Source organism: Nostoc sp. TCL240-02, from assembly GCF_013343235.1.
Lineage (GTDB): Bacteria > Cyanobacteriota > Cyanobacteriia > Cyanobacteriales > Nostocaceae > Nostoc.
Map to the genome: position 1 here is coordinate 7,862,996 of NZ_CP040094.1, position 24,252 is coordinate 7,887,247.

Below are 24,252 nucleotides of genomic sequence, written 5' to 3' on the forward strand. Positions count from 1 at the left end.
AAAGGACAAATGACTAATGACTAATATTATTTGGCTTTTTTCCGTCCGGCTATGGTCTCTACAAGTTCCAATTCGCTCAGGCGAAAGGTAACTAATTTATCCCAGTTACCACCTTCAAATAATACGGCTACTTTGCCATCAGTCAGTCGTTGCACGAGTCCTTCATAGCGATAATAGGTATCTGCGGGATTCTTGACGCGAACAGTTGCTCCAGGCAGAATCATGTTTTTAGCCTCGCTTGTTTCCTTTTAATAGCTTAATACTTGTCATTAGTCATTTGTCGTTGTTTCTTACAAATGACTAATGACGAATCAATAATACTTCTGCCTTTGGCGAAAATTTGCTACTGATTCTACTATTCCCAAGGAAATGAAATTGGTCAGCATAGCAGAACGCCCATAACTCATCCAAGGTAAAGGTATTCCTGCCACAGGTGCTAAACCTACAGTCATGCCAACGTTCACAATCACCTGAAACACGATCATAGATAAAACGCCAATAGCCAACAAGGAACCAAAGTTATCTTTGGCGGTTTGGGCAACATGCAGCAGGCGGAGGCAAATTAAGCAGAAGACAAACAGCACTAACAAACAACCAACAAAACCGAATTCTTCTCCGACTGCGGAGAAAATAAAGTCTGTATGCTGTTCGGGTACAAAATTCAGTTGCGTCATTGGCCCCTTGAACAGACCCCATCCCCAAATTTCACCAGCACCAATGGCAATACGAGATTGGATTAAGTGATACCCAGCACCGAGTGGATCGTGATCGGGATCCATGAATACAGTTAACCGAGCTTTTTGATACGGTTTTAAAATATGGTTCCAAGCGAAGACTCCTAATTCGCCACCCAGTATATTGAGAGTCCATGCACCGATTGCACTGCAACCAAATCTCCGCCAAGGGAGAGTTTGCCAGCCCAAAATAGCCATCGCAAATGACCAAACTATTCCCAATGGGCCAAAAGATAGTTCTTTGAATAAAATTATCGGCTCTGATAAAGGCCAAGATATACTAAACAAAATGGCGGCAACCACAGGAGAAATCAGCAGAATTAACCAGCCTGGGTTAGCATTTGCCCAATAAAGCATTCCTAAAACGATCGCACCAAATACCAATGATGTTGCTAAATCTGGTTGCAAAAATACTAATCCCCAAGGTATGGCGGTAATTGCCAGAACTCGGAAAACACCTTCAAGGCTAGAAGCAGTACGCCTGTGTAGCAAAGCTGCTAAGGTAATGATCATGCCGACTTTGGCAAATTCTGAGGGTTGCACGTTAAAGCCAGCGATACTAATCCACCTCTGTGCCCCTTTAGCGCTAGTACCAGCAATCATCACCGCGATTAAGCTGAAATTCGTGAGTGAGTATGTTACCCAGTGCCACTGCATTAAGAGTTCGTAGCGGATGCGAGATAAAAATAAGGCTATAAGCACACCGATACCCGCTACCATCCAGTGCCACCACCAGTCAGTTACTGGCTGCTTCAGTTCCGTACTGAGGATCATAATGCCACCAAAGATACTGATAGCAACTGGCAAACAAAATAGTAGCCAATCTACATGCTGCCATGGCTTAACCCAAGACTTCCAGCGAATTTTGGGGAGCGATCGTTTTAATAACATTGTGCCAATTTAGACTTTTTTTAAGTGTTGAGAATTGGGAATTGGGAATTGGGAATTGGTTATTTCTCGGATTTATGCACCGAAATCTGAAACCTAGATCCCCCAGAACAACCCTTGAAAAGGGGAAAAATTAATACATCTGCCTTTTATAAGGGCATTGGATGTTTTGAGTGCGTTACTTATTTCTTTCTTTGCTCCCATTCCCCATTCCCTATGCCCAATCAATCTTTAGTATTCCCAGGACATAGCCCAGGAAGCAGATAGAAATTAAAATTAATTATGTCAACGCGGCAACTGATACTTTACCAGCAATAGTAAGAGCGATCGCAGTTAATGCTTTTGCCGAAGCTGAATCTGGATCGCCAACAACTATGGGCACACCACTGTCACCACCAACTCGTGTGGAAATCTCTAGTGGCACGCACCCCAAGAGTGGTACTCCCAATTCGGTGGCGGTTTTGGAGCCTCCACCGGAACCAAAGATGTCATATTGTTTATCTAGTTGATCGGGGGGGATAAAATAGCTCATATTTTCCACGATCCCCAATACCGGGACATTCATCTGCTGGAACATCCGCAATCCCTTACGAGAATCTAATAGGGCTACAGTTTGCGGTGTGGTGACAATTACCGCCCCTGCCATTGGCACTGCTTGAGTTAAAGTTAACTGAGCATCTCCGGTTCCCGGTGGCATATCTACAATCAAATAATCCAGTTCTCCCCATTGCACTTGATAGAGAAACTGGCGAATTACGCCATTGAGCATAGGCCCCCGCCAAATGACTGGTTGATCTCGGTCAATCAAAAAGCCCATTGAAACTAATTTGACACCGTGATTAAAAGCAGGTTCTAGAATGTCACCTGTTTCAGTGGAACGCACCACAATTTGGGCATCAGCCAAACCTAGCATCGTAGGGTCATTGGGGCCGTAAATATCAGCATCTAACAAACCGACTTTCGCCCCAGTTTGAGCTAGAGCCACTGCTACATTTACTGCTACCGTACTTTTACCAACGCCACCTTTGCCACTGGAAACAGCAATAATATTTTTGACACCAGAAATACCAGTACGGTCTGGCAAACTTTTTTGTTGGGGTGTTTCTGCTGTTACTTCTATGCTGACATCTGTAACACCTGGTAGCTTTTTGACAGCTTTCTGACAGTCTTCGACGATAAATTCACGTAAAGGACAGGCAGGAGTGGTCAACACTAAAGTGAAACTAACCTTGCCACCGTCAATTTTGACGTTGCGAATCATATTCAGTTCCACCAGACTTTTGCGGAGTTCTGGGTCTTCCACTGGACGCAAAATTTCTAGGACAGAGCGAGAATCGAGGACATCGTACATAAAAATTCAAAATGAATAAATACACTTATGGCGAACATCTTAGCTATTAACTCGATGTTTTCTTAAGTAAGGTCAGCTTAGTGTTTTCACTGTCAATGCCATAATAAAACTTAGCAAATGGCATTATTACCTAATAGAATCTTAACTTTCTTTGGGCATTGGGTACAAAAGGCAGAGGGGCAGGGGGCAGGGGGCAGGGAGCAGAGGGACAAGGGGGAATTATTTAACAAGTCTCTCTCTTCTGTCTCCCCCCTCTTCCTTGTCTCTTCTTTATACCCCTGCTCCCTGCTCTCTGCTCCCCTGCTCCCCTGCCCCCTGCCCTCTTCCCTTTACCTAAAAATCAAAACAACTGTCATCAAGAGATTTCTTCTTCCCAGATACCGTTGGCAATGCCGTCTTTTCTGCTGCTTCTACTAAAGACCGTGCTACGCGGTCTACATAAGGACGGGATAAAGACCAAATCAGGGGCGATAACCACCCCCGTAGCGTTACAGAATAAGATAAACAAGTGCCACAAACAGTTGACTCTACTTGATAAGTCACCCGTTCTTCTATTCCTGGAATTGCCAGCACTCGGATACTCAGCATCTCCCTGTGATTGACACGCTCCACAAAAATACGGATGGGAATTGGCGAAAAGCGTGTTACAGCATGAAAAATCAATCCTGGTTTGGGTACTAATCCGTAGGGTACATTAGTACTCTTAAGTAGTGGATGCCAGGAAACATCTGTTAAGTCAGCAACTTTTTGCCACAGTTCATCTACAGAAGCAGAGCTTATCTCTCGATATGTCCGCACCAGAGAAGCGCAAAACCGACGACGTTTGCGGTGGATGAATTTGGATAACCAATCTTGCATTTTCCTAATCCTCCTCCCTAGACACTTTCTGGTAACTCTGGTATTGTGTGCAACTACGCTCAGTTCCTGAAGTACCAAATGAGCGAAATAGTTAAAATTAACAAAATAAAACTCAGTCAATATACAAGCCTATACGCATTTGAGGGAAAATAACTCTAGTGATGGCCATCAATCGTATAAATGCTTAACCAGTAAGAAAAAAGCGGGTTGGGCAAATAGAGCTTGATTGTTGGCGCGTGTTTCCCCCAAATTTTTCAAATTAAGAAATTTGTGGCTTTCTGGAAATTGTAATTTAGGTTCGGGAATCTATGTTGACCAACTCGCAAACACCAACTGTAGCAGCAGAATCATCCAAGTCTTTGCCAGCACCTGACGCTCAGATGAGAGTCAGTCAGTTTATGAAACAACTGCAAGACGAAATTACTGAATCATTGGCAAAACTAGATGGTGTGGCTAAGTTTAATGAAGATAGTTGGGAACGCCCTGAAGGGGGTGGAGGGCGATCGCGCGTGCTGCGAGAAGGTGCAATATTTGAACAAGCAGGTGTAAACTTTTCTGAAGTTTGGGGTTCTCATTTGCCAGCCTCAATTTTAACCCAACGCCCTGAAGCCGCAGGACATGGCTTTTATGCCACGGGGACTTCAATGGTATTACATCCTCACAACCCTTACGTGCCCACAGTTCATCTAAATTATCGCTACTTTGAAGCGGGGCCAGTGTGGTGGTTTGGTGGCGGTCTTGACTTGACACCTTATTACCCGTTTGCCGAAGATGCGGCACATTTACATAAAACGTTAAAACAGGCCTGTGACAAACACCACCCGGAGTATTACCCAGTATTTAAAAAGTGGTGTGATGAATATTTTTACCTCAAGCATCGTGATGAAACACGAGGCGTAGGTGGTCTATTTTTTGATTACCAAGATGGTCAAGGTGCTTTATATCGCGGGCCAAATCCCAATGGAGAAGCGGCTATTCATAGCAACCAGGTGGGAACACCAGCAACCCGCAATTGGGAAGATTTGTTTGCTTTTGTGCAAGGCTGTGGCAGAGCATTTTTACCAGCCTACGTACCTATTGTAGAACGGCGGCATGGGATGGAATATGGCGATCACCAACGAAATTTTCAACTCTATCGCCGCGGACGGTATGTAGAATTTAACTTGGTTTATGACCGAGGTACTATTTTTGGTCTGCAAACCAACGGACGCACCGAATCAATTCTCATGTCCCTACCCCCTTTAGTGCGCTGGGAATACGGCTATCAACCGGAACCCAATACACCCGAAGCCGAGTTGTATGAAACCTTTCTTAAGCCTCAAGATTGGATCAACTGGACACCACCTCAATAAATAGTGCAAATAGTGCTTGTTAGCGGTAGCGGAGCCTTGAGCCTGTGCTGAGATTAGGAGTTAGGAGTTCTTCCCTATCTCCCTCATTTTCCTAGTCTCTGCCACTCCCTCGTTTAAAATTGCTACTCAGTACTGATTTAGTGAGTTAAACTACTAAAGTTAAGCACTTAGCAGAAAAAGGTGACAATTTTAGCTATAGCTTGTTAATCTCAAGTGACAGCGTTAGACAATTCTGTAACTACCTAATCTTACGAGGAATGCCACGGGGAGGGCTTTAGTGATTCATATAGACCAAAAAACTTATACAACCCAAGACGGAAACACCGTTATTGTCCTAACACCAGCAGGTCGCCTAGACATTACCACTGCTTGGCAATTTCGCCTGAAGTTACAAGAGTGTATTTCTAAACTCAGCCGCCATGTAGTTGTAAATCTGGCTCAGGTAAATTTTATTGATAGTTCTGGTCTTACGTCTTTGGTAGCTGGAATGCGTGATGCTGATAAAGTCAAGGGCAGTTTCCGCATCTGCAATGTACATCCAGAAGCCAAACTCGTGTTTGAAGTGACAATGATGGATACTGTCTTTGAAATCTTTGAAACAGAAGATGAAGCTTTAGAAGGTGTACCTCGTAGTATGGCTAGCTAAAAAAGAGTTAGGAGTTAATAGAAACTTCATAACTAACGCGATGTGCAACTTTCTTTCCAAAGATAAAAGTCCCACCCTATGCTTAACCGAGAGATTGTGATTGTTATCTCTTACCAGGGTGGAACAAATGTTATCTATGGAAGACTTGATCACAGCAGTGTTTTGCTGTGTGGATGATCTATTAAAGGAAGTGACCAATGGTAAACCTATGGGTAGTCGAGGATTTCAGCCATCTTTAAGTGATAGTGAAGTGATTACAATGGAAATTGTGGCAGAGTTTCAAGGTATCGATACGGACAAAGGTATTTGGCAATACTTTCGCCGTCATTGGTTCTCAATGTTTCCCCAGATGAAAAGCCGTTCAACCTTTGTACGACAAGCTGCAAACCTATGGCAGTACAAGCAAGAACTACAACAAGCCTTAGCAATAGAACTTGGTGCTTTCAGTGATAATACACACATTATTGACGGGATTCCGATACCGTTATGTTGCTTTACTCGTGCTCGTGGTTGTCGTAGCTTTCCTGGAGTTGCTAACTACGGTTACTGTGCCGCAAAAAAGGAAACATATTACGGATTTCATGGTCACTTACTCATTAGCGCCTCTGGGGTGATTACAAGCTTTACATTAACCTCTGCTTCGGGAGATGAACGGGAAGCGATCTGTGATATCGTGACCTTGATTCAGGGGTTGGTAATAGGTGACAAATGATACATAAGTACCACTCTCCGCCAGGAACTAGCACGCTATGGCATCGATTTACAAACACCCCTACGTTCCAATATGCAGGACGACTGTCCTGCATATTGGGTAAAGCTACTTCAAACTGTCCGTCGCCTAATTGAAACAGTAATTGGACAACTTAGCGTTAGCGTAGCTCGCCGCAGGCATCGCTTTAATATCGAAAAAGTCTGGGCCAGAGATATGTGGCATTTGACAAGTCGTTTAAATCGCAAACTATTGGCTCACACTGTTTGTGTCTGGTTAAATCGTTTATTTGGTTTGGAACCATTACAGTTCGATGGTCTTGTGACAGAATAAGTTGCACATCGCGTTTATTCATCACCAAAAGCCGGAAAATCAATATTTCTCAATCCTACACTCTGGCGCTACCAGTCGGTTGCTGCTTGGAAGAGAAAGGAAGACTACGCAAAAATTTTTAGCTAATTTTCCGAAATCGATAACAACTGAGCGGTATCCCTAATCAGAGCATCGATTTTATACTGAACTTCTATAACTAACCTTTGGGCAATATAGCCTCATGTTTCCACTCAAAAACCCGGCTATCATGGCCGGGTTTTTGATGTTGAGATTAATCAGACTTAGGGATGATTAACAGAAAGATGTAGTCTCAATAAGACTTGCAACAGGCTAACGCAAAGCTACAGAGAACACAGATAAATAAGAATTTGAGAGATTTTTTGTGTAAGTTCTCAGTTGCCGTTGAGCAATTCAGCAGCACTTCTTGAAAATATCTGCGTATTAAATAAAACTATTATTCAGAAACTTTTAAGCAAATTTATGGGTCTGGTTCTCCAAATTCTGCAAAAATTAACCAATGTCATCTTCTGCTCAAGGTATTCCCGGATTACCCGATTTGACGCATCCGATTGAGCTTGTTCAATTTGGAACCCAGGCGCTCAAAGCTTCACTGTTATTAGTATTTTTGATCGTAGCTCTAGGAATTGCGATCGCACTGATAAGTTTTTCTCTCCGTCGTAGCCAGCCGGAACAACTTATATTCATCGGTGAATGGGCTGTTGGCTATTCTCAACTGTTGCGTGGATTACAGCATTTAACTCTAGTATTAGTTCTCTTAGTACCGGGATTTTTTCTCTGTTCAACTTTAAGCAATCGCTACCACTATTGGGAACAGGCAAAGGTGGCTCAAGTGGCTGAAAGTGTTGCAGGTGAAAAGCTCGAACAACTTGCCCCGCAAGTGCGCTACACCATCCAGGAGCCATACTCATATAACACTCAAGTCGGTAACAAAATAGTCAAGGTAAATGAGACAAGACAAATTAACCGCTTCTTGACTTTGGCTGGTTCGCAAATTCAAGTCAAGCTTGACCAAAGCGTAGATGTTCCAGGTCGTAGCTCAATTTATCGGGCAGATTATACTGCCGATTATAAAGTAATTAACAAACTCAAGGATATTAATAATTTTTTCTTTGAAGCACCGCCACCCAACGGCTACACACTTCTTTCTAGCTATAAAATCGAGCGTGACGGGACAAGATTGCAACAAATCAATCCAGAAGATTATGGTTTTCCCTTCCGGCTACAACCAGGAGAAGAAACTACCTTTCGAGTCACCTACCAGGCTAGAGGCGGGCCTCGCTGGGTTTATAGTGCAGGGGGACAGATACTATCTAACTTCCGTCTTGTAGCAAATGCTAACTTTGCTCCGGCTAATTTTGCCAGTGGTATTGAACCTGATGAGATAAAATCTGACGGACGCAGTACGCAATTTACTTGGAAATTTGACGAGAATGTTTCAGTAAAAAATCCATTTGGAGTGTTTACCAACACCGAACCGATTCGTCATACGGGGGTAATTCCGCGTCTTTTATTGTTAGGACCAGCAATATTTTTGTGGTGGATCTTGCTGTTATATTTATCACTACCAATGAGTTTCAGAAATGTTGCGATCGCTGGTAGTATTTTCTTTGCTTGTCTATTGATTTTGACCTATCTGGCTCGTGTTATCAATGCTCAGTTGGCTTGGACTTTAATTTCCATCATCTTACTATTTTTAATATGGGGATTGGGAGCCAGCCGCAGTGCTTCTCTGGCTGCTATTATCTGCACTATTGCTGGAGCCGTATTACCCATCTTTGGATTATTAGTACCCTTGAGCGGCCTCACCCTCAGCCTAGCGGGTTTGCTTTCAGCCGTTTGGCTAGCAGTTCGTCACTGGTATGGCTGGTACAGTTTGCATCTAGAAGACCAAAGGTTGCAGACTCAGAAAACTGCTAAAGATTAGTAGATTTCGCTATGATTAGCGAAGTTTTAGCAAATAGCATTTATGGATAACGATTTACTAGCTTTCCTTGTAGGTGCTGGGTTACTTGTCCTCTATCTCATCTTCTCAGCATTGACTGAAATGGGAACTAAATTGCCTTGGAAGAAATAAGCTGATAGGGTGATAAAGTTGCCAAAAGTTTATATTTTTCAACCTGATTGGGCTGGGAAAAAGGAATAAACATCCTTTAGGCTGAGTTAATATACTTATTTTTCGAGAGCAAGCCAAATGCGCGATCCACAAAAGAACCAGATTAAAATCGAGCCGGCAACCCTCGTATTAATCGTATCCCTACTAATACTTTTGCCTCTACTGTTTGTTGGTTTTTTCTCACAGTGAGCCAGTGACGAATACCAGATACAGTAGTTTTATTTTGCATAAAGTGCAAAGAATTACGGGTTTTGAGACAGGAAAGAGGCAACAGGTAGAAACTCTATCTAATGCGTGAGTCCTACATTTAAACCTCACTTACTTGCAACGTGCTGTATATAGCGATGCCTGCGGTGGGTTACGCCTACGCATTCTCAGACAGGACTTACGCAAAAAATAGCCTAAACCCTAATTTCCAGGTAGGGGCAATACCCTGCGGGAAGCCGCTTTGCGTCTACATGAATTGCCCCTACAGCGTGTAGTTTTGCGTAAGTCCTATCAGAAATCCTCTTCTAGAAACTTGTAATAATAACTAGTTCTTATGTTTTAGACACATTGCGGAGTTAGTTAACAATTCGTAATTCGTAATTACGAATGATTAATTACTTTAGGGATAGGGATCGGGAGCATCTCACTTTTTAAAGTGGCTCAAACTGACAATAATCCATTGAGGTAAGCACAGCGATGGGCTAGGACTTGAGGCACATTTTCTCGTTTCCATTGTGCCCCGGAAATTTTTGTTCGACGGTCAACCTGTTTAACGGCAGATTCAACTGAACCTGAACCAATTGAACAAATTTCTTCAGCTTGATAATATTCGTAGTTGATAATGCGATTGCGATGCTTATCAAGATAACGGCAAAAGTTTTGTACTTGTTTGCCTTTACAATCTGTAAATAAGGCAATAGTAGCCTCAACTTGGCCTTTCCATAGTAGATTTTGTGCTTGTTTCAAGCGTTTTTGTGAACCCCCAACTTTGTGGAGGTTTTCTATTAAATGGAACCAATCAAGTATTTCTCGACGTTGTGCATCAGGTGCTAATTGGTCAATTATATTCCAAATGCCGTCATGTCCATCACCAATACAAGTGAGTGGGCTAGCCAGTGGTTGGTCATTAACCCAATCAATCACAATCTGATTATTCTGAAATGAAGTTCCCAAGATTCCGAGATGATGTAAGCTAATTGCTTTATAGCCAAGCCATGCACATATTTGACCTTTAGGAGTTCGGACACGGATGTTTCCACCATCGACGCTTAATTCTTCAATTGTCTGTTCTGGTGTTGGCAACTCAAAATTCTGGCGATGCACTAATCTCTGTTGACTGCTGTGAGAAACCTCTATGCCCGTAAAATACTTGATGTCTGATGCCGCATCTTCATAGCTGACATTCGCACTTACCCTCAAACAACAAGTTTCTAGATATGGACTCAGTTGAGTACTTGGTGCGACTTCTAATTCAATGGCTTGTTTGCTCGTTATTGCTAACTCTCCAAGAATGCTTTTGAGCCGTCGTTGGTATCCTGCGGTTGTCCCTGTAATCGTTTCGATAAAAAAACCCCTACTTCTGGCATAACATGCTTCTGCATTTGACTCCGCACTGCTTCTTCAATTGCTGCAAGATTTGTGAGCTTTTCTTTTGACGTATCTTCATACAATATTTTAGCAATCGCCTGAATATGTTTTTGAAGAGCTTGCTTTTGTTCTGGGGTCATCGGTAAGTAAATACACTCGTCTTACCTATCCTGACTGATTTTCGTCTTCTTTGCAAAAAACTGGGATGCTCCCTAGGGATCTGACTTTTCATGCCATCTGGAAAAGACCATAAAGACATTTTCAAAATGGGGATTTAAACCCTTAAATTACGATAAAATTTCATTTATGGAACCTTCTGGAACTCTTGCTGGTTTAGATATTCTGGTAGTTGAAGATGATAATGATACTCGCTTTTTCATCACTACTGTGTTGGAAATGGATGGAGCAAAAGTTATATCAGTAATATCAGCGGATGCGGCACGCCAAGTATTATCCGAATTGGAGCCTGATGTTTTAATTTCTGATATTGGGTTGCCTGGAGAAGATGGCTACACTTTCATCCGCAAATTTCGTGCGCTCAAATCAAAAAATTGTGGACGAGTCCCAGCTATTGCTTTAACAGCTTATGCTGATACTGAGGCTCGTATCCGTGCCTTGGAAGTTGGCTTTGATACTCATGTATCTAAACCCGTCGATCCAGACGAACTAGTTGAGATAGTCGCTAGCTTGGTTGCTTCTTGTAATTGGTAATGATTGTATTGCCCGATCAAGTGCGTTAAGCTACTGTTAACGCACTATTTTCACATTAAAACTACTTAGGTAAAACCTGCCGCAGTGCTGCTAAAAGTTGGTCAACACTTTCCTTTCGACTATTAAAGCCCATCAGCCCTACGCGCCAGACAAGACCCGCTAGTTCGCCAAGACCACCGCCAATTTCAATATTATATTCATTGAGTAACTGCCGTGCGATCGCTTTCCCATCTACTCCTGTTGGAATGCGGACAGTGGTAAGCGTTGGTAATCTATACTCCTGCTCAACGTGCATACTCAGTCCTAAATTCTCTAACCCTTCCCAGAGATACTCTACGTTTTTCTGATGACGCTGCCAGGAATTTGCTAACCCCTCTTCTGAGAGCAAACGTAATGCTTCCCGCAACGCATAATATAAATTAATGGGTGCTGTGTGGTGATAGGTGCGTTCAGCACCCCAATACTTACCCAGTAACAACATATCCAAATACCAGTTTGCAACCTTAGTTTGGCGCTGTTGCAATTTCTCAACTGCACGCGCACTCATCGTAAAAGGCGAAGCACCAGGCGGACAACCCAACCCTTTTTGGCTACAACTATAAGCTAAATCAACTCCCCAGGCATCCAAAAACAACGGAACGCCACCCAAACTTGTCACAGTATCCAGCAGCAGCAAAGTGCCAAATTCATTGCATAAATCAGCAACTCCTTCCAATGGTTGCCTTGCACCGGTGGATGTTTCGGCATGAACTAGAGCCAAAATAGCCGGACGATGAGTTTCTAGGGCAGTTTTGAGTTCATCAAGGTTGAAGACTTGTCCCCAAGGTTTGGTAATGGTTCGGACATCAGCACCATAACGTCCAGCCATATCTACGAGGCGATTACCAAAGTAACCAGCCACACCAATCAAAACTATATCACCAGGTTCAACAGCATTAGCGATGGTTGCTTCCATTGCGGCTGTTCCCGTACCACTGACTGCAATGGTGAGTGAGTTTTCTGTCTGCCATACGTAGCGTAGCAACGACTGAATTTCATCCATGAGGGCGAGAAAAGCAGGGTCAAGATGCCCAACTGGTGAGGTATTCATCGCTTGCAGAACTGTGGGATGGGTATTGGAGGGCCCAGGCCCCAATAGTAGGCGGGATGGGATTTCTAGCGGTGTAAGTTGCAACCGACCAGAGTCGTTGATTGAAATTGTTTGCGTCATAATCTGTGTTTGCTTAATTACTTACTTACCGGATCATAGAGCGATGGCTTCGCCAACGCCAGAGGCGAACGCATCACCGATGTTTTAGTGAATCTGTCATTTGCCAGAAGATGCGAGCGATCGCTGCAAAGCATTACAGTAATTCAAGTAAATATGTGAGAGTATACTTATTCACTTAGCCGGAGACGTAATTATGGTTTTTGCTGGCAAACGACCAAATAATTTAGGTGTTAGCAACGGTAAATTAGCATCCTGCCCTAACTCTCCTAACTGTGTTTCTAGTCAGAGTACAGATGCAACCCACAAAATTGCACCACTGACTTTTACATCTAGTCCAGAAGAAGCAATTAATAATCTTAAACAAATTATTCGGTCTTTACCAAGAACTAAAATCATTACCGAAAATAAAGATTATTTATATGCAGAATTTAAAAGTGCTTTACTAGGATTTGTGGATGATGTAGAATTCTATCTAGATCGAAATGATAAGGTGATCCAAGTGCGTTCAGCTTCGCGCTTAGGTCAAAGCGATCTAGGTGTGAATCGTCAACGAATAGAGACGATTAGAGCCAAGTTAAGATAATCCGTAATTCGTTGAGTATTTGGCATACGCAATCTGAATAATAATTAACTTAAATACCACCAATTTTACAATTACGCTAGCGCAGCTGTGGGGAGTTTGCGTACTCTTACAGAAAAGCTAGCTAGCAAGAGTATTATATAGAGAGCGTGATTACGAATTAATTAAATCTGGCTGGATAATATCTGCGATCGCAATATTTGTGAAAATTAACTTATTTAAAAACTTTGACCCCCGTCCCAGACTGATAATTGCTGTCGGACTCGCTGGATTAGTTTCAATAATTCTTCCGTTTTGGCTGCACTTACCAACTCGCATTCTCTGCGCCTGGAACTCCGGTATTGACTTTTTCTTAGCCGTAACCTGGTGGAAGATGATCAAAGCTACCCCAGAAAAAATTCGCCGTTATGTTGAGAATGAATATGAAGGACATTTAGCTATATTTATGCTGGTGATAGCTGCGGCTTGTGCTAGTGTTTTAGCGATCGGGTTTTTGCTAACTGATAAAAAAGGGTTGTCAACAACTCTGCTTACCTTACATGTCATACTTGCAATTATGACCATTGTCGGTTCCTGGTTACTAGTGCATACGATGTTTGCAGTCCAATATGCACACAGTTATTACAAATATATTAATCGTAACAGTAAACAAGAAATCACCAAAGGTTTAGATTTTCCTAATAACGACTATCCAGATTATTGGGAGTTTTTATATTATTCATTTGTAGTTGGCATGACGAGTCAAGTTTCAGATGTGCAGACGACATCACGCGACATGAGGCGTTTGACTCTTTTGCATGGCATATTATCCTTCTTTTTCAATACCACAATTGTAGCGATGAGCATCAATATCATTGCATCGCTGATTTAAAAATCGCTTGACTCAGCCAAAAGTATGATTATTTACTTCTCTACTTTGAAAAAGAGGAAATTCTATTTATAAAAATATATATAGGATATGCTAATTCAACAAGACGAAATAACTATTCGTCTAATGCAAGATGAAATCTATGATTATGAGTTAATGGCAAAATGGTTAACTGATCCACAAGTTCTGAAATTTTATGAAGGAAGAGATAATCCTTTTCCTTTAGAAAGAGTTATGAAAACGTACAAACCCACGATTGTGAGAGATGAGCCGATTGTTCCATGTCTATTCTCCTATCAAAATATTCCCATTGGTTATTTGCAGTATTGTGCGCTTAATGACTTATCCCAAAGTGATAGACAGTTGTATTATATCGAACAAACTGATGAAGTGTATGGTATTGACTTGTTCATAGGCGAAACCAACTATTGGAACAAGGGAATTGGTACAAAAATCTTGTCAGCAGGGATCGCCTATCTTTTTGAACACAGGCAAGCTCGTAAAATTGTCATAGACCCGCACGTTGACAATCCTCGCGCTATTCGCTGCTATGAAAAATGTGGTTTTGTAAAATTAAAGCTATTGCCCGTCCATGAACTGCATGAAGGGAAATATTCAGATTGTTGGCTTATGGCAATAGATCGAAAATAATCCATTGCACCCTAATTAAAAACTCGCATATTGGGAGTCTCACAGAAGCCAGATACCATAAGTAATTTGGTGTAACAACATGTCTCTAAATCAACTTGCATGTTCCCAATCACTAAGTAATTCATGCTGTTGTGCTGTTTTCTTGCATTGACGGAATGGTACTTTAGGGCTACCAATATTCATGCCAGGAAAAGACTGTTTTTTCGTTTTGGTGGGTCTATTTTCTAGTGTCGTGGAACTGATTTGTTGGGTTTTCATTGATAAATATATTTCCGATTAAAAGCTGAACACAAATGTATAACACCAATTTTGAAATGGCAAATTCCACAAGAGATAATTTATTTTATACAGATATTCTGGGACGGTGCGATCGCTAATCACTTTAAATTCCATTCAATTTCTTAAAAATTTTGATCGCACTTATTTAGCCATTACCGCTAAATTCGCCACACATTCAGGAAATTGCCGCTTTAATGCTGGAAAAACTGGACAAGGCGCTTGTTCTTGCAAATTTTCCGGTTTACTCCAGGTAAAGGGGGCTTTCTGCGCTGCTGACATCCATACCAGACGCTTGGCCCGTGTCATCGCAACGTAGAGTAAACGGTACTCCTCAGATATTTTCAAGTGCTTTGCTTGTTCCCATGCTTGTGTAACATCTGGTATGGTAGATTCTCCGTGGAGAGCAGCCCGAATTTGGGCACGGGCTACTTCTGATAAGGTAAAATCTCCTAAAAACTGGCTTTGGGGAGGAACCCAAAATCTTCCAGGAATCAAGTTTTCGTGGAGAAAGGGAAGAAATACATAGTCCCAATCCAGCCCTTTGGCTTTGTGCATGGTAATAATGGTTAGTTGACCGCGACGAGTGTAACGTTCTTCCGAATCTTCGGTTTCCACTGGTTCAAACCGTTCGGAACTGACGATTTCACTTAAAGCTGACAGCATTCCCCCCATCGAACTATTGCCAGCTATTTGCTGGTTTACCCGTTCTGCAAGTTTGTCAGCAGTTGCCAATTCTGCCTGATCGTAATTTAAGGTCAAGGCGAGAAAGGAAATTAGCTGGTATAGGGGCAATTCCAAGCGGGCGCGAAGTAAATTGCGACACAAACGTGCGGCTTTTTGGACTGTTTCTGCCTGGGGTGCTGCTAAAGGGCCAGGATACAAAAATTCTTCTGGTAGACTAGCAAGGGCGTTGAGGTCTTGGGTAGGAATTAACTGGCGCTGTACTAATGCTTCTAGGGCGGCTTTGAGGTAATCGGGGGAGTGGGGGCGATCGCAAAATTGCAGCAATGCTAAAATCTCTTGGGGAACATGGGAACGGCGATCGCGTTCTCCCACATCGTAAAGTGTAATTTTATGCTCTTTGCACACAGGTGCTAAAGCCTCTCCTAACCATCTTCCTTGGCGATTTTCTCGCACTAAAATCGCTGCACTATTTTGCGTTGGATCTTCACCAAATAACTCGACTACTCTTTGAGATAACAATTCAACGGTGTGATGAATGTCACGTGGAGTATAAAGTTCTAATCCTCGTCCTACTGGTGCTGGGTTGGCGTTCTTTTGTGGATCTCCAGTTTCAACAGGGCGAATTGTCTGGAAGCGAAACGGTACTTGTCGGTTGTCAGGAATCTGTCGTCCGTTATTCGTTTTTGCTAAGGATTGATTATTGATCCATTTGAGGGCAAAGTTCGCCGCTTCAATGATAATTCTACTACTGCGACCGGCTTGATCCATCGTTGCCAATCGTTCGATGCGATCACACTCTTCGCAAAATTGCCGGAAATAAATCGGATCGGCTGGGGTAAAGGTAGAGTTAATCGCCTGGTTAGGATCGCCAACTCGTACCAAGTTGAGTGCTGAGTTAAGAGTTAGGAGTGAAGAATTATCTCCCCCTGCTTCCCCATCACGTGCCAAAATTTCTAACAGTTGCGTCTGTAGGGGACTAGAATCTTGGGCTTCATCTTCAAAGACGGCAAAAACTTGATTTTGCTCAATGCGGCGGGCGCTGTCGTTTTCTAAAACGCGCAGTGCGGCTAAAATCATATCGTCGTAATCGATGAAATCACGCGATCGCATTAAGTTTTGATATTGCTCATACAATCCCGCCGCTACGCTCAAAATTGTATATTCGTCTGTAGTTTGTTTACTCCACTCCCGCAATTTTTCTGGTGATATCCCCGAACTTTTTGCTTCATGAATTACTGTATTAGCCAATTCTGGCAATACTTCTGTTCGTAGCACCGATTGACGACGTAACCTTTCTGTCTCTTCTCCGTCAAATTGATGACCTTCTAATAACCGCAAATATATTCCGGGATTATTGGCAATCCATTGCTCTACGGCTGTTCGGATAAAGCGATGACTTTGGGTTGGTGTAATTAATGTGACATTTTCTAACTGCAAACCAGATAAATTCGAATGGCGGCTAGCAATATTTAACGCTAAACCATGTAGAGTATAGACAAAAAAGCCCGTCTGGGGTAGAGATAAATCATCTCGTAAGAATTTGCGGATCTTCGCTTTAATATTGGCAGCAGCAGAACGAGTAAAGGTGACAACCACCAAATGACGACGCGAGGATGGGCGCGACTGGGCATAACGCTCATATTGACGGGCGATCGCGATCGCTGCCGCCGCCGCCATCCCAGTAGATTTGCCTGCACCAGGAACGGCAGAAATAGCCAAAGGGCCAGATCCCCAGTCAGCCATTTGTTGTTGTCCGGGGCGTAGACTGTTGCGAATTGCGAGAATTTTATCTCGCAGATTAGGAACTGGCGATCGCTCAGACAATTCTGAGTGCAGGGATTCTTGAGCCACAGGAGTAGTAAATTTAGAGTCTGACATATCAAATTTTATATTTGGAAGAAGAATTCTTTAAGTAAGAATTCACAATTTAGGCTTCTTAATGTTAGATTAGCTTAATTTGATATCTTTCTAAGCTCTAACTAACCAGAAAAATAAATAAACATGAAAATCCAAAAACTAATTACACAAGCCCTGAGTTTATCTAATAATGCTATCTCTTATCATGTTAGTCAGGAACTAGCAGCTATTTATCCTAAAAAAGCCTTACTGGAAAGTAATGATGATTCCTTCAATTTAGAAAAGTATGCTGAGGCAAATTTATGTAAAATAAAATATGACGATCGTATCCATAACCAGATGCTGACTGGCTGGAATGGTATGGAAAACGATATTTACAAATATACTGAAAATGCTAGGTTTCAAGTTTCATGGCAAGGAAATAAACTTGATACCCTCTTAATGAGTTGGAATGAAGGTTATTGTAAAACTCGCTATTCTTGGATTTTGGCAGATAGCATGGAAGTCGCTGAAAAATTTTTCGCCGCAGTTTGTGATTGGAACTCAGAAATTCGTGATGAACTTTTAGTTTTTGAAGATGGTTATTGGGATAAAAATCCAGACCTATTTCAATCCATTCAAAGCGCAACTTTTGAGAATCTCATTTTGCATAAAAATCTGAAGCAAGATATTCAAGATGACCTAATAAACTTTTTTGCCTCCAGCGAAACTTATGCCAATTATAGCGTTCCTTGGAAACGTGGTATTTTGTTTATTGGCTCACCAGGAAATGGAAAAACGCATACAGTTAAGGCATTAATTAACCAGATGCAGCAGCCTTGCTTATACGTTAAAAGCTTTAAGTCTGAGTATGCTACTGATAGCGACAATATTCGTAAAGTATTCAAACAAGCACGGCAATCTGCCCCTTGTGTTTTGGTATTAGAAGATATTGACTCTCTATTAAATGATGAAAATCGCTCTTTCTTTTTAAATGAGCTTGATGGCTTTGCCTCTAATCAAGGAATTGTTACCATTGCAACCACTAATCATCCAGAACGTTTAGATTCAGCAATTAGTAATCGCCCCAGTCGCTTTGACCGCAAATATCATTTTGACCTGCCAGCTATCCCCGAACGAGAAGCCTACATCACATTGTGGAATGAAAAATTAAAAAGTGCGATGGGCTTGTCTGAACATGCTGTAAGTCAGATAGTTGAATTAACAGAAGGCTTTTCTTTTGCCTACCTCAAAGAATTATTTCTCTCATCAATGATTCGTTGGATGGGAACGATGGAAAATGGGGCGCTAGAGAAAATTATGATTTCTCAAGTTGCGATTTTGCGAGAACAAATGAGCAGCGTAACTGTTAGCAGTAAAGATTTAGAAAGTTAAAATGGAAGTTTATTCAGAACAGAATTCAGAATTCTGGCTCCTGAATTCTGACTCCTGAATTCTTCAATTATTCATCAATCTGCCAAGAATCCTTAGTTAATTCTTCATCCAGAATTTTCTTGGGACGCACAATGATAATAATTTGTCCTAGTAGAGGAATTTCTGGCTCAGTTTCAAACCATTGAAACTCTAGTTCACCACCATTTTCAACAACAAAATAGCTTGAGGCATCCCATTGTCGTTTGGCACGATCTACCACAACTACAACGGGCCCCACTTGGTTTTGGTTTTGGATGGGGAAGCGATCGCTATTCGCTAAAATCACTACTGGATCTTCTGCCGCCAACAGCACTTGCCAACCTGGTAATGGAACCCAAGCTTGCTCTCCAGAAAACTTAACCAGGCGAAATGGTTCAATTTCTGTCAATATTGGCACAGCTTGCAAATCTTGTCGTGATAATGGCAATTCGCCTACCACAGGCAAAATTCGGGGTAATTGTTCTTCAAATTCCAGGCGGTAAAAGGGTAAAATTGGCGCTGGACGCTGGGGAACGGTAGTAAAATCAGTCAGTAGCTGTTCGATTTTTTGCCTTGCTACTGGCGTGTGAGCAAAACGCAAACCTTTGGCAATCAGGCGCGATCGCTGTTGTAAATCTGCATTTTGGCGTGCCAGTTTCCAAACTTGGTGAGCAACGGCATCCCCAGGATGGGCAGAAAATCCTTCTGGCAAAGTGCGGAAATAGGAGAACTCTTTAATTGCTTTTGCCACTTCCTTCACCTCATCAGCGTCGATTTTGTGAAAGAAGATCAGTTCGGCGGCGGCGGCACGTTCTTCTTGGGTGAGCAAACGCAGTTCGTATAAAACATCACTGCCGCGTGTGGCATAATGCGATCGCGTTTCTTCCGCTACTCCAAACTTTTCCAAAGAATTATAAACTTGAGAACCAACAACGACCTGATTTTGTTGAATTGGCTCAAATCCAGTTGCCTCAAAAATTTCTTGGGGATTGTAACCGGTTTTTAGCAACGAGGCGATCGCCGTTCCCCATTCCACCCAGTTGCCTTGTTTTTGCCTCAGTCTTCGTAGTAACTCTTGTGCTACATCGTTAGTAGCATTTTCTTCGGGATTCTGAGCGTTGGGTGGTAGATCAGTCATAATCGGGATGCGAGCTTCAACTTGAGAGGATGATTAACACCTCATGAGCAAGTCTTATTCTAATCTATAGAATTACCCAGACCTACTGCCTTGAGTTCAGAAAGAGGCATAGGTTGAAATTTCAACCAATCTAATTCCAAGCCATTTTACGAGTTACACTACGCACATCTGTGTGCCTTTACTACGCGTTGTATGCAAAGGAGATTTGTGAACCTACCTTAATTTATGCAAAACTTTAGCTGAACCCTAATTTTCTTCTTAGGGCAATTCATATAGACGCAAAGCGTGAGCCATTCCGGTGGAAGGGTTTCCCGGCATCAAGGAACTAGCGGTAGCGTACCCCTGCGGCTATTGCCCCTACCGCGTATAGTTTTACGTAAGTCCTACTATGATGAAAATCGCCATAGTTACGCTGATTTAGTTGGTTCTTTTGGTGCAATATTTCCTAATTCAGATATTTCGGCAGGTAAATTTTCTCTGTATAGCTCACTCTTAATAGTTTTAAAATATGCAAAATAGCTCCGTATAAACCCTTGACAATTTTTAGCTATTCTCAACTAAGCTTGGTATGGAATATAACAAGATAGTGAATATTTAAAGGAAATATCTTATGGATAATCCCAGTGTAGAAATTGATAAAGTCCAATATCAAGTAATGACTCTCGAACGGCCAAAAAAGCTGAAAATCTTAGTAGTTGACGATGAGCCAGATAATCTCGATCTCCTTTATCGCACCTTTCGACGCGACTTTAATGTTCTGAAAGCTGATAGTGGAGTGAACGCTCTACAAGTTTTGGCCGCAGAAGGGGAGGTAGCTGTGATTATCTCTGATCAACGGATGCCAGAAATGAAAGGAACTGAATTTCTGAGCAAAACTGTACCTCAGTTTCCCGATACGGTGAGGATAATTCTCACCGGATTTACTGATATTGAAGACTTGGTAGAGGCGATTAATGCTGGACAAGTCTACAAATATATCACCAAGCCTTGGGACCCAGGAGAACTCAAGGCAGTGGTGCAAAGAGCAGCAGAAACCTACGACTTGCTCAAGCAACGTACAGAAGAATTACGCCGCGCTCATGCTCAAATGGCGCTGCTGAGTGTTTTGGTACAGGTAACTCAAGCAGCTTCTAGTTTAGAGGAAACTCTCACTCCAATCGCCAAGGCTGTGAGTGAGACTTTTGGGGCAGAAGGCTGTATTTTACAACTTACAGATGGAAATACTCTGATTGCAACTCAAGGAACTTACAGCAATACAGGTAAAATAGAAAATTGGCTATCTCAAGACCCATTAACAAAGGAAGCGATCGCCACTGGGCAAATGCAAGTTTCTTTAAATATACCTAAAGACACCAAACTAATTGATGCTACTCACTACCAAAATACTGGTGTGCAAGCACATTTAGTTATCCCAATTAGCTACCATAATGAACTTTTGGGCGTATTATCGCTACAGTGGAAACAACCTTGCACTTTGCGGGAAGATGAATTAATCCTAATTAATTTATCAGCACAACTGGTAGCGATCGCTCTAACTAGCAGTGGATACCATCAACCCATTGTGTAGTTGTCATTTGTCCTTTGTCATTTGTCTTTTACCCTTGGCAAATGACGAATGACTAATGACCAATGACCAATGACTTATTGACCAATGACTAACGAAGTTCAATCCATTTTTAACCGTATTGCTCCAGTTTATGACCAATTGAACGATTGGTTGAGTTTGGGACAGCATCGAATTTGGAAGGAAATGGCAGTTAAATGGAGTGCGGCTAAATCGGGTGATACTGCATTAGATTTGTGCTGCGGTAGTGGCGATCTAGCTTTACGTTTGGCAAGGCGCGTGGGAGCTACAGGATATGTATATGGAGTGGATTTTTCCTGCAATCTACTAGAAACTGCTAAAGAACGTTCCCAAAAGCAATACCCTCAACCTGCGATCGCCTGGGTAGAAGCAGATGTACTAAATTTACCCTTTGACGACAACCAATTTGATGCCGCAACAATGGGCTATGGTTTAAGGAATGTTAAAGATATTCCTCGCAGTCTCCAAGAGTTATACCGTGTTTTGAAACCGGGTGCTAAAGCTGCAATTTTGGACTTTCATCGACCGAGCAATCCTCAGTTACGTGCCTTTCAGCAGTTGTATCTGGATAGTTTCGTGGTGCCAGTTGCCAATTATTTAGGGTTAAAAGAAGAATATGCTTACATCAGTCCCAGCTTAGACCGCTTTCCCATAGACCAAGAGCAAATAGAGTTAGCGCGTCAAGTTGGTTTTGCTGTTGCCACACACTACCCCATTGCGAACGGTATGATGGGAGTGCTGGTAGTCAGCAAATTTTAGATTTTAGATTTGGGATAGCGTGGCGTAAAGCCTTCTCTTCTCTTTCAGAGACGCTAACGCGAACGAGAGGCTTTGCCAATGGCATAGATTCGCTCAGAGCGAGTCTGCGAACGTCTTTTAGATTGGGGACTGCGGAATAGGTAATGGCTAATGGAAAATCGTTAGTAGTTAGTGGAAAAACAACTCATAACTAATAACCGCCAATTACCAATCCCCAATCCCTAATTTCTAATCTAGAATTCACAATCCAAAATCCAAAATCCAAAATCCTGTGGACTGGTCTCATCTTTGGCTTTATGTGTCTCCCCCGGTACTGGGTGGAATTATTGGCTATTTCACAAATGATATAGCCATCAAAATGTTGTTCCGTCCTTACCAAGCAATTTACATTGCTGGACGAAGAGTACCCTTCACGCCTGGCTTGATTCCCCGCAACCAGGAACGTCTAGCTCTGAACATTTCCAAGACCATTATGGGGTCACTGTTGACACCACAAGAATTACAAAATTTGGCGCGGCGTTTGTTGCAAACAGAACGCGTGCAAGCAGCAATTCTCTGGCTGTTGCGGTTGGCGATTGAACAAATCAACACAGAAAAAAACGAGAAAAGTGCCAAAATTGTCGCGGGAATTTTGCGGGATTTGCTAGGGGAATCCTTACCTCGCTTACTCAAGGTTTTAGCGCGACGTGAAGACTTTCTGGAAGCGCAAATCAATCAAATTTTTGACCAAATATTGCTGGAATTTCAACTGAGTGAAGAACAAGCTACAAGGCTTGCTGATTGGTTGTTAGAAGTAGTTTTACCACCGGATATGCTGCGCCAAGCAATAGTTGATTTTTTGACCGATCGCACGATTCAAATTATTGATGAAGGGTTCCGTGAAAAAACCAGTGGTACTTATTGGGTTGTAGCAAATTTGTTTGGCTTACGCAACACTCTTACACGCCTACGAACTTTTTGCTTAGATGAGAAAGAAGCTACCAATAATCGTTTGCAGGAATTGACTCAAGATTTGCAAATACGCGATCGCATCAGGAAATTCCTGCAAAATTTATCATTACAAAACTTGCCGATGGGCACGGTGCGTCAACTGCGAAAGACCACCCGCGAAAGTGTCCGCCATTACCTGCAAAACAGTGGCAGCGATTTTTTACAAGGATTAACTGATTCTGTTGATTGGGAAAATATTGCTGTAGTGCTACTGAATCGTCTTAGTACTTCACCGGTTGTCAGTACTTCTTTAGAAGTGATGAGTCAAGAGTTGGCTCTAATTTTAGATAAGTATTTGGAAAAAGATTTAGAAATAATTGTGGCACAGGCAATTCCGATTTTATCGATAGATCAAGTGATAGTTGACCGGGTGAAATCAACTTCACCGACTGATTTAGAAGCTGCTATCGAGGGAATTGTCAAAAATGAATTGCAAGCCATTGTGACTTTAGGTGGTGTTTTAGGTTTTGTTATTGGCTTATTGCAGACAGTATTTTTAGTATTAAGTCAATATTAATTTTTGCCAGATCATAGCTGCAAGTTGCCCAAATTCTGAAATGAGTGAAATTGAGCGATCGGCTTTTGACAAGAGATGTGAGTTCTAAATACCCAAGCAATGGGCATACCATTTGTATAAACTTATATCATTAAGCTTGTGTAACAAGCTAAGTACACATGGATGCGATCACTGTGTGTAGTGCTTTTTCAAAAATAAAACAGTAATCCTAATAGTCCGGCAACTATCTACAACTATCTATATATATTTAGATGCATCACCTGCATTACTACATTAGCTACATCAATATCGTAGGGCTGGGCAATGAGACAACCGCGCTCACCCCAGAAGTGATGCAATAAAATTATTACGGATTGAAAATTCACGGTTCCCCCATCCTTAGTTGGCACAGTGCATAAACCATTGTTGCCTAGAAGGCGTGGATGTGGGGAGTTTGAGGGGACAAAGAAAC

General features: G+C 42.1%; 20 protein-coding genes and 1 pseudogene. 13 read left to right on the top strand and 8 right to left on the bottom strand.

Annotated features, from left to right (window positions below; translation table 11 throughout):
- Positions 1–26: 26 nt before the first annotated feature.
- From FBB35_RS33720 to FBB35_RS33735, 4 genes are all read right to left on the bottom strand, one after another.
- Positions 27–224 (bottom strand): NAD(P)H dehydrogenase subunit NdhS, encoded by a 198-nt coding sequence (locus tag FBB35_RS33720; protein WP_012411449.1) that lies wholly within the window; start codon positions 222–224, stop codon positions 27–29.
- Between the two features lie 87 nt (positions 225–311).
- Complete coding sequence (rodA, locus tag FBB35_RS33725) at positions 312–1,625, bottom strand: rod shape-determining protein RodA (RefSeq protein WP_174713461.1); 1,314 nt, start codon at positions 1,623–1,625, stop codon at positions 312–314.
- A gap of 277 nt (positions 1,626–1,902) precedes the next feature.
- Positions 1,903–2,973 carry an Mrp/NBP35 family ATP-binding protein gene (locus tag FBB35_RS33730; RefSeq protein ID WP_174713462.1) on the bottom strand — a complete coding sequence of 357 codons (1,071 nt, stop codon included), beginning with the start codon at positions 2,971–2,973 and terminating at the stop codon, positions 1,903–1,905.
- 333 nt (positions 2,974–3,306) lie between these two features.
- Complete coding sequence (locus FBB35_RS33735; RefSeq protein WP_163933347.1) at positions 3,307–3,831, bottom strand: SRPBCC family protein; 525 nt, start codon at positions 3,829–3,831, stop codon at positions 3,307–3,309.
- A 308-nt stretch (positions 3,832–4,139) separates the two neighbouring features.
- Between FBB35_RS33735 and hemF the strand changes: the two genes are divergently transcribed.
- The 4 genes and pseudogenes from hemF to FBB35_RS33755 all read left to right on the top strand — a co-directional run bounded on the left by hemF (position 4,140) and on the right by FBB35_RS33755 (position 8,816).
- Positions 4,140–5,183 (top strand): oxygen-dependent coproporphyrinogen oxidase, encoded by a 1,044-nt coding sequence (hemF, locus tag FBB35_RS33740; RefSeq protein WP_174713463.1) that lies wholly within the window; start codon positions 4,140–4,142, stop codon positions 5,181–5,183.
- Between the two features lie 277 nt (positions 5,184–5,460).
- On the top strand, positions 5,461–5,829 hold the full coding sequence (locus FBB35_RS33745) for an STAS domain-containing protein (protein WP_163933353.1): 369 nt from the start codon (positions 5,461–5,463) through the stop codon (positions 5,827–5,829).
- A 127-nt stretch (positions 5,830–5,956) separates the two neighbouring features.
- Positions 5,957–6,871: pseudogene (locus tag FBB35_RS33750) on the top strand (IS982 family transposase).
- 517 nt (positions 6,872–7,388) lie between these two features.
- Complete coding sequence (locus FBB35_RS33755) at positions 7,389–8,816, top strand: hypothetical protein (RefSeq protein ID WP_174713464.1); 1,428 nt, start codon at positions 7,389–7,391, stop codon at positions 8,814–8,816.
- 837 nt (positions 8,817–9,653) lie between these two features.
- Here the strand turns inward: FBB35_RS33755 and FBB35_RS33760 are convergent.
- A protein-coding gene (locus tag FBB35_RS33760) for an ISKra4 family transposase (protein ID WP_174708235.1) occupies positions 9,654–10,720 on the bottom strand; the annotation gives its coding sequence in 2 pieces (ribosomal slippage) (positions 9,654–10,564 and positions 10,564–10,720; 1,068 coding nt in all).
- 166 nt (positions 10,721–10,886) lie between these two features.
- On the opposite strand from FBB35_RS33760, the gene FBB35_RS33765 reads away from it, so the two are divergent.
- Positions 10,887–11,291: a response regulator gene (locus tag FBB35_RS33765; protein ID WP_174713465.1), complete on the top strand. Its 405-nt coding sequence runs from the start codon at positions 10,887–10,889 to the stop codon at positions 11,289–11,291.
- Positions 11,292–11,352: 61 nt separating this feature from the next.
- Here FBB35_RS33765 and FBB35_RS33770 read toward each other — a convergent pair whose 3' ends face one another.
- Complete coding sequence (locus FBB35_RS33770) at positions 11,353–12,501, bottom strand: alanine--glyoxylate aminotransferase family protein (protein WP_174713466.1); 1,149 nt, start codon at positions 12,499–12,501, stop codon at positions 11,353–11,355.
- Between the two features lie 193 nt (positions 12,502–12,694).
- Between FBB35_RS33770 and FBB35_RS33775 the strand changes: the two genes are divergently transcribed.
- The 3 genes from FBB35_RS33775 (at position 12,695) to FBB35_RS33785 (ending at position 14,600) form a co-directional block, all read left to right on the top strand.
- Positions 12,695–13,084, top strand: coding sequence for a DUF1499 domain-containing protein (locus FBB35_RS33775; RefSeq protein WP_174713467.1), 390 nt, complete (start codon positions 12,695–12,697; stop codon positions 13,082–13,084).
- Between the two features lie 199 nt (positions 13,085–13,283).
- Positions 13,284–13,952, top strand: a complete 669-nt coding sequence (locus FBB35_RS33780; RefSeq protein WP_174713468.1) for a DUF1345 domain-containing protein — start codon at positions 13,284–13,286, stop codon at positions 13,950–13,952.
- A gap of 87 nt (positions 13,953–14,039) precedes the next feature.
- The gene (locus tag FBB35_RS33785) at positions 14,040–14,600 is read left to right on the top strand and encodes a GNAT family N-acetyltransferase (protein WP_174713469.1); all 561 of its coding nucleotides are present in this window, start codon (positions 14,040–14,042) and stop codon (positions 14,598–14,600) included.
- A gap of 420 nt (positions 14,601–15,020) precedes the next feature.
- Here the strand turns inward: FBB35_RS33785 and FBB35_RS33790 are convergent, their stop codons facing one another.
- A complete protein-coding gene (locus FBB35_RS33790) occupies positions 15,021–17,441 on the bottom strand; it encodes an ATP-dependent helicase (RefSeq protein WP_174713470.1) in 2,421 nt (806 codons plus the stop codon).
- Between the two features lie 123 nt (positions 17,442–17,564).
- Here FBB35_RS33790 and FBB35_RS33795 point away from each other — a divergent pair, with 123 nt between their 5' ends.
- Entirely contained in the window at positions 17,565–18,794 is a 1,230-nt protein-coding gene (locus FBB35_RS33795; RefSeq protein WP_174713471.1) for an ATP-binding protein, read from the top strand.
- Positions 18,795–18,861: 67 nt separating this feature from the next.
- Here the strand turns inward: FBB35_RS33795 and FBB35_RS33800 are convergent, their stop codons facing one another.
- Positions 18,862–19,950: a RuBisCO accumulation factor 1 gene (locus FBB35_RS33800; RefSeq protein ID WP_174713472.1), complete on the bottom strand. Its 1,089-nt coding sequence runs from the start codon at positions 19,948–19,950 to the stop codon at positions 18,862–18,864.
- A 285-nt stretch (positions 19,951–20,235) separates the two neighbouring features.
- Between FBB35_RS33800 and FBB35_RS33805 the strand changes: the two genes are divergently transcribed.
- The 4 genes from FBB35_RS33805 (at position 20,236) to FBB35_RS33820 (ending at position 23,801) form a co-directional block, all read left to right on the top strand.
- Complete coding sequence (locus tag FBB35_RS33805) at positions 20,236–20,469, top strand: hypothetical protein (RefSeq protein WP_174713473.1); 234 nt, start codon at positions 20,236–20,238, stop codon at positions 20,467–20,469.
- 91 nt (positions 20,470–20,560) lie between these two features.
- Positions 20,561–21,517, top strand: coding sequence for a response regulator (locus tag FBB35_RS33810; protein WP_174713474.1), 957 nt, complete (start codon positions 20,561–20,563; stop codon positions 21,515–21,517).
- Between the two features lie 84 nt (positions 21,518–21,601).
- Positions 21,602–22,294: a bifunctional demethylmenaquinone methyltransferase/2-methoxy-6-polyprenyl-1,4-benzoquinol methylase UbiE gene (gene ubiE, locus FBB35_RS33815; protein ID WP_174713475.1), complete on the top strand. Its 693-nt coding sequence runs from the start codon at positions 21,602–21,604 to the stop codon at positions 22,292–22,294.
- 271 nt (positions 22,295–22,565) lie between these two features.
- Positions 22,566–23,801 carry a DUF445 domain-containing protein gene (locus FBB35_RS33820; protein ID WP_174713476.1) on the top strand — a complete coding sequence of 412 codons (1,236 nt, stop codon included), beginning with the start codon at positions 22,566–22,568 and terminating at the stop codon, positions 23,799–23,801.
- Positions 23,802–24,252 lie beyond the last annotated feature (451 nt).

Coding starts and splice junctions, on each gene's coding strand:
- FBB35_RS33720 (WP_012411449.1), bottom strand. CDS start 224: ATGATTCTGCCTGGAGCAACTGTTCGCGTCAAGAATCCCGCAGATACC.
- rodA (WP_174713461.1), bottom strand. CDS start 1,625: ATGTTATTAAAACGATCGCTCCCCAAAATTCGCTGGAAGTCTTGGGTT.
- FBB35_RS33730 (WP_174713462.1), bottom strand. CDS start 2,973: ATGTACGATGTCCTCGATTCTCGCTCTGTCCTAGAAATTTTGCGTCCA.
- FBB35_RS33735 (WP_163933347.1), bottom strand. CDS start 3,831: ATGCAAGATTGGTTATCCAAATTCATCCACCGCAAACGTCGTCGGTTT.
- hemF (WP_174713463.1), top strand. CDS start 4,140: ATGTTGACCAACTCGCAAACACCAACTGTAGCAGCAGAATCATCCAAG.
- FBB35_RS33755 (WP_174713464.1), top strand. CDS start 7,389: ATGTCATCTTCTGCTCAAGGTATTCCCGGATTACCCGATTTGACGCAT.
- FBB35_RS33765 (WP_174713465.1), top strand. CDS start 10,887: ATGGAACCTTCTGGAACTCTTGCTGGTTTAGATATTCTGGTAGTTGAA.
- FBB35_RS33770 (WP_174713466.1), bottom strand. CDS start 12,501: ATGACGCAAACAATTTCAATCAACGACTCTGGTCGGTTGCAACTTACA.
- FBB35_RS33775 (WP_174713467.1), top strand. CDS start 12,695: ATGGTTTTTGCTGGCAAACGACCAAATAATTTAGGTGTTAGCAACGGT.
- FBB35_RS33785 (WP_174713469.1), top strand. CDS start 14,040: ATGCTAATTCAACAAGACGAAATAACTATTCGTCTAATGCAAGATGAA.
- FBB35_RS33790 (WP_174713470.1), bottom strand. CDS start 17,441: ATGTCAGACTCTAAATTTACTACTCCTGTGGCTCAAGAATCCCTGCAC.
- FBB35_RS33795 (WP_174713471.1), top strand. CDS start 17,565: ATGAAAATCCAAAAACTAATTACACAAGCCCTGAGTTTATCTAATAAT.
- FBB35_RS33800 (WP_174713472.1), bottom strand. CDS start 19,950: ATGACTGATCTACCACCCAACGCTCAGAATCCCGAAGAAAATGCTACT.
- FBB35_RS33810 (WP_174713474.1), top strand. CDS start 20,561: ATGGATAATCCCAGTGTAGAAATTGATAAAGTCCAATATCAAGTAATG.
- ubiE (WP_174713475.1), top strand. CDS start 21,602: ATGACTAACGAAGTTCAATCCATTTTTAACCGTATTGCTCCAGTTTAT.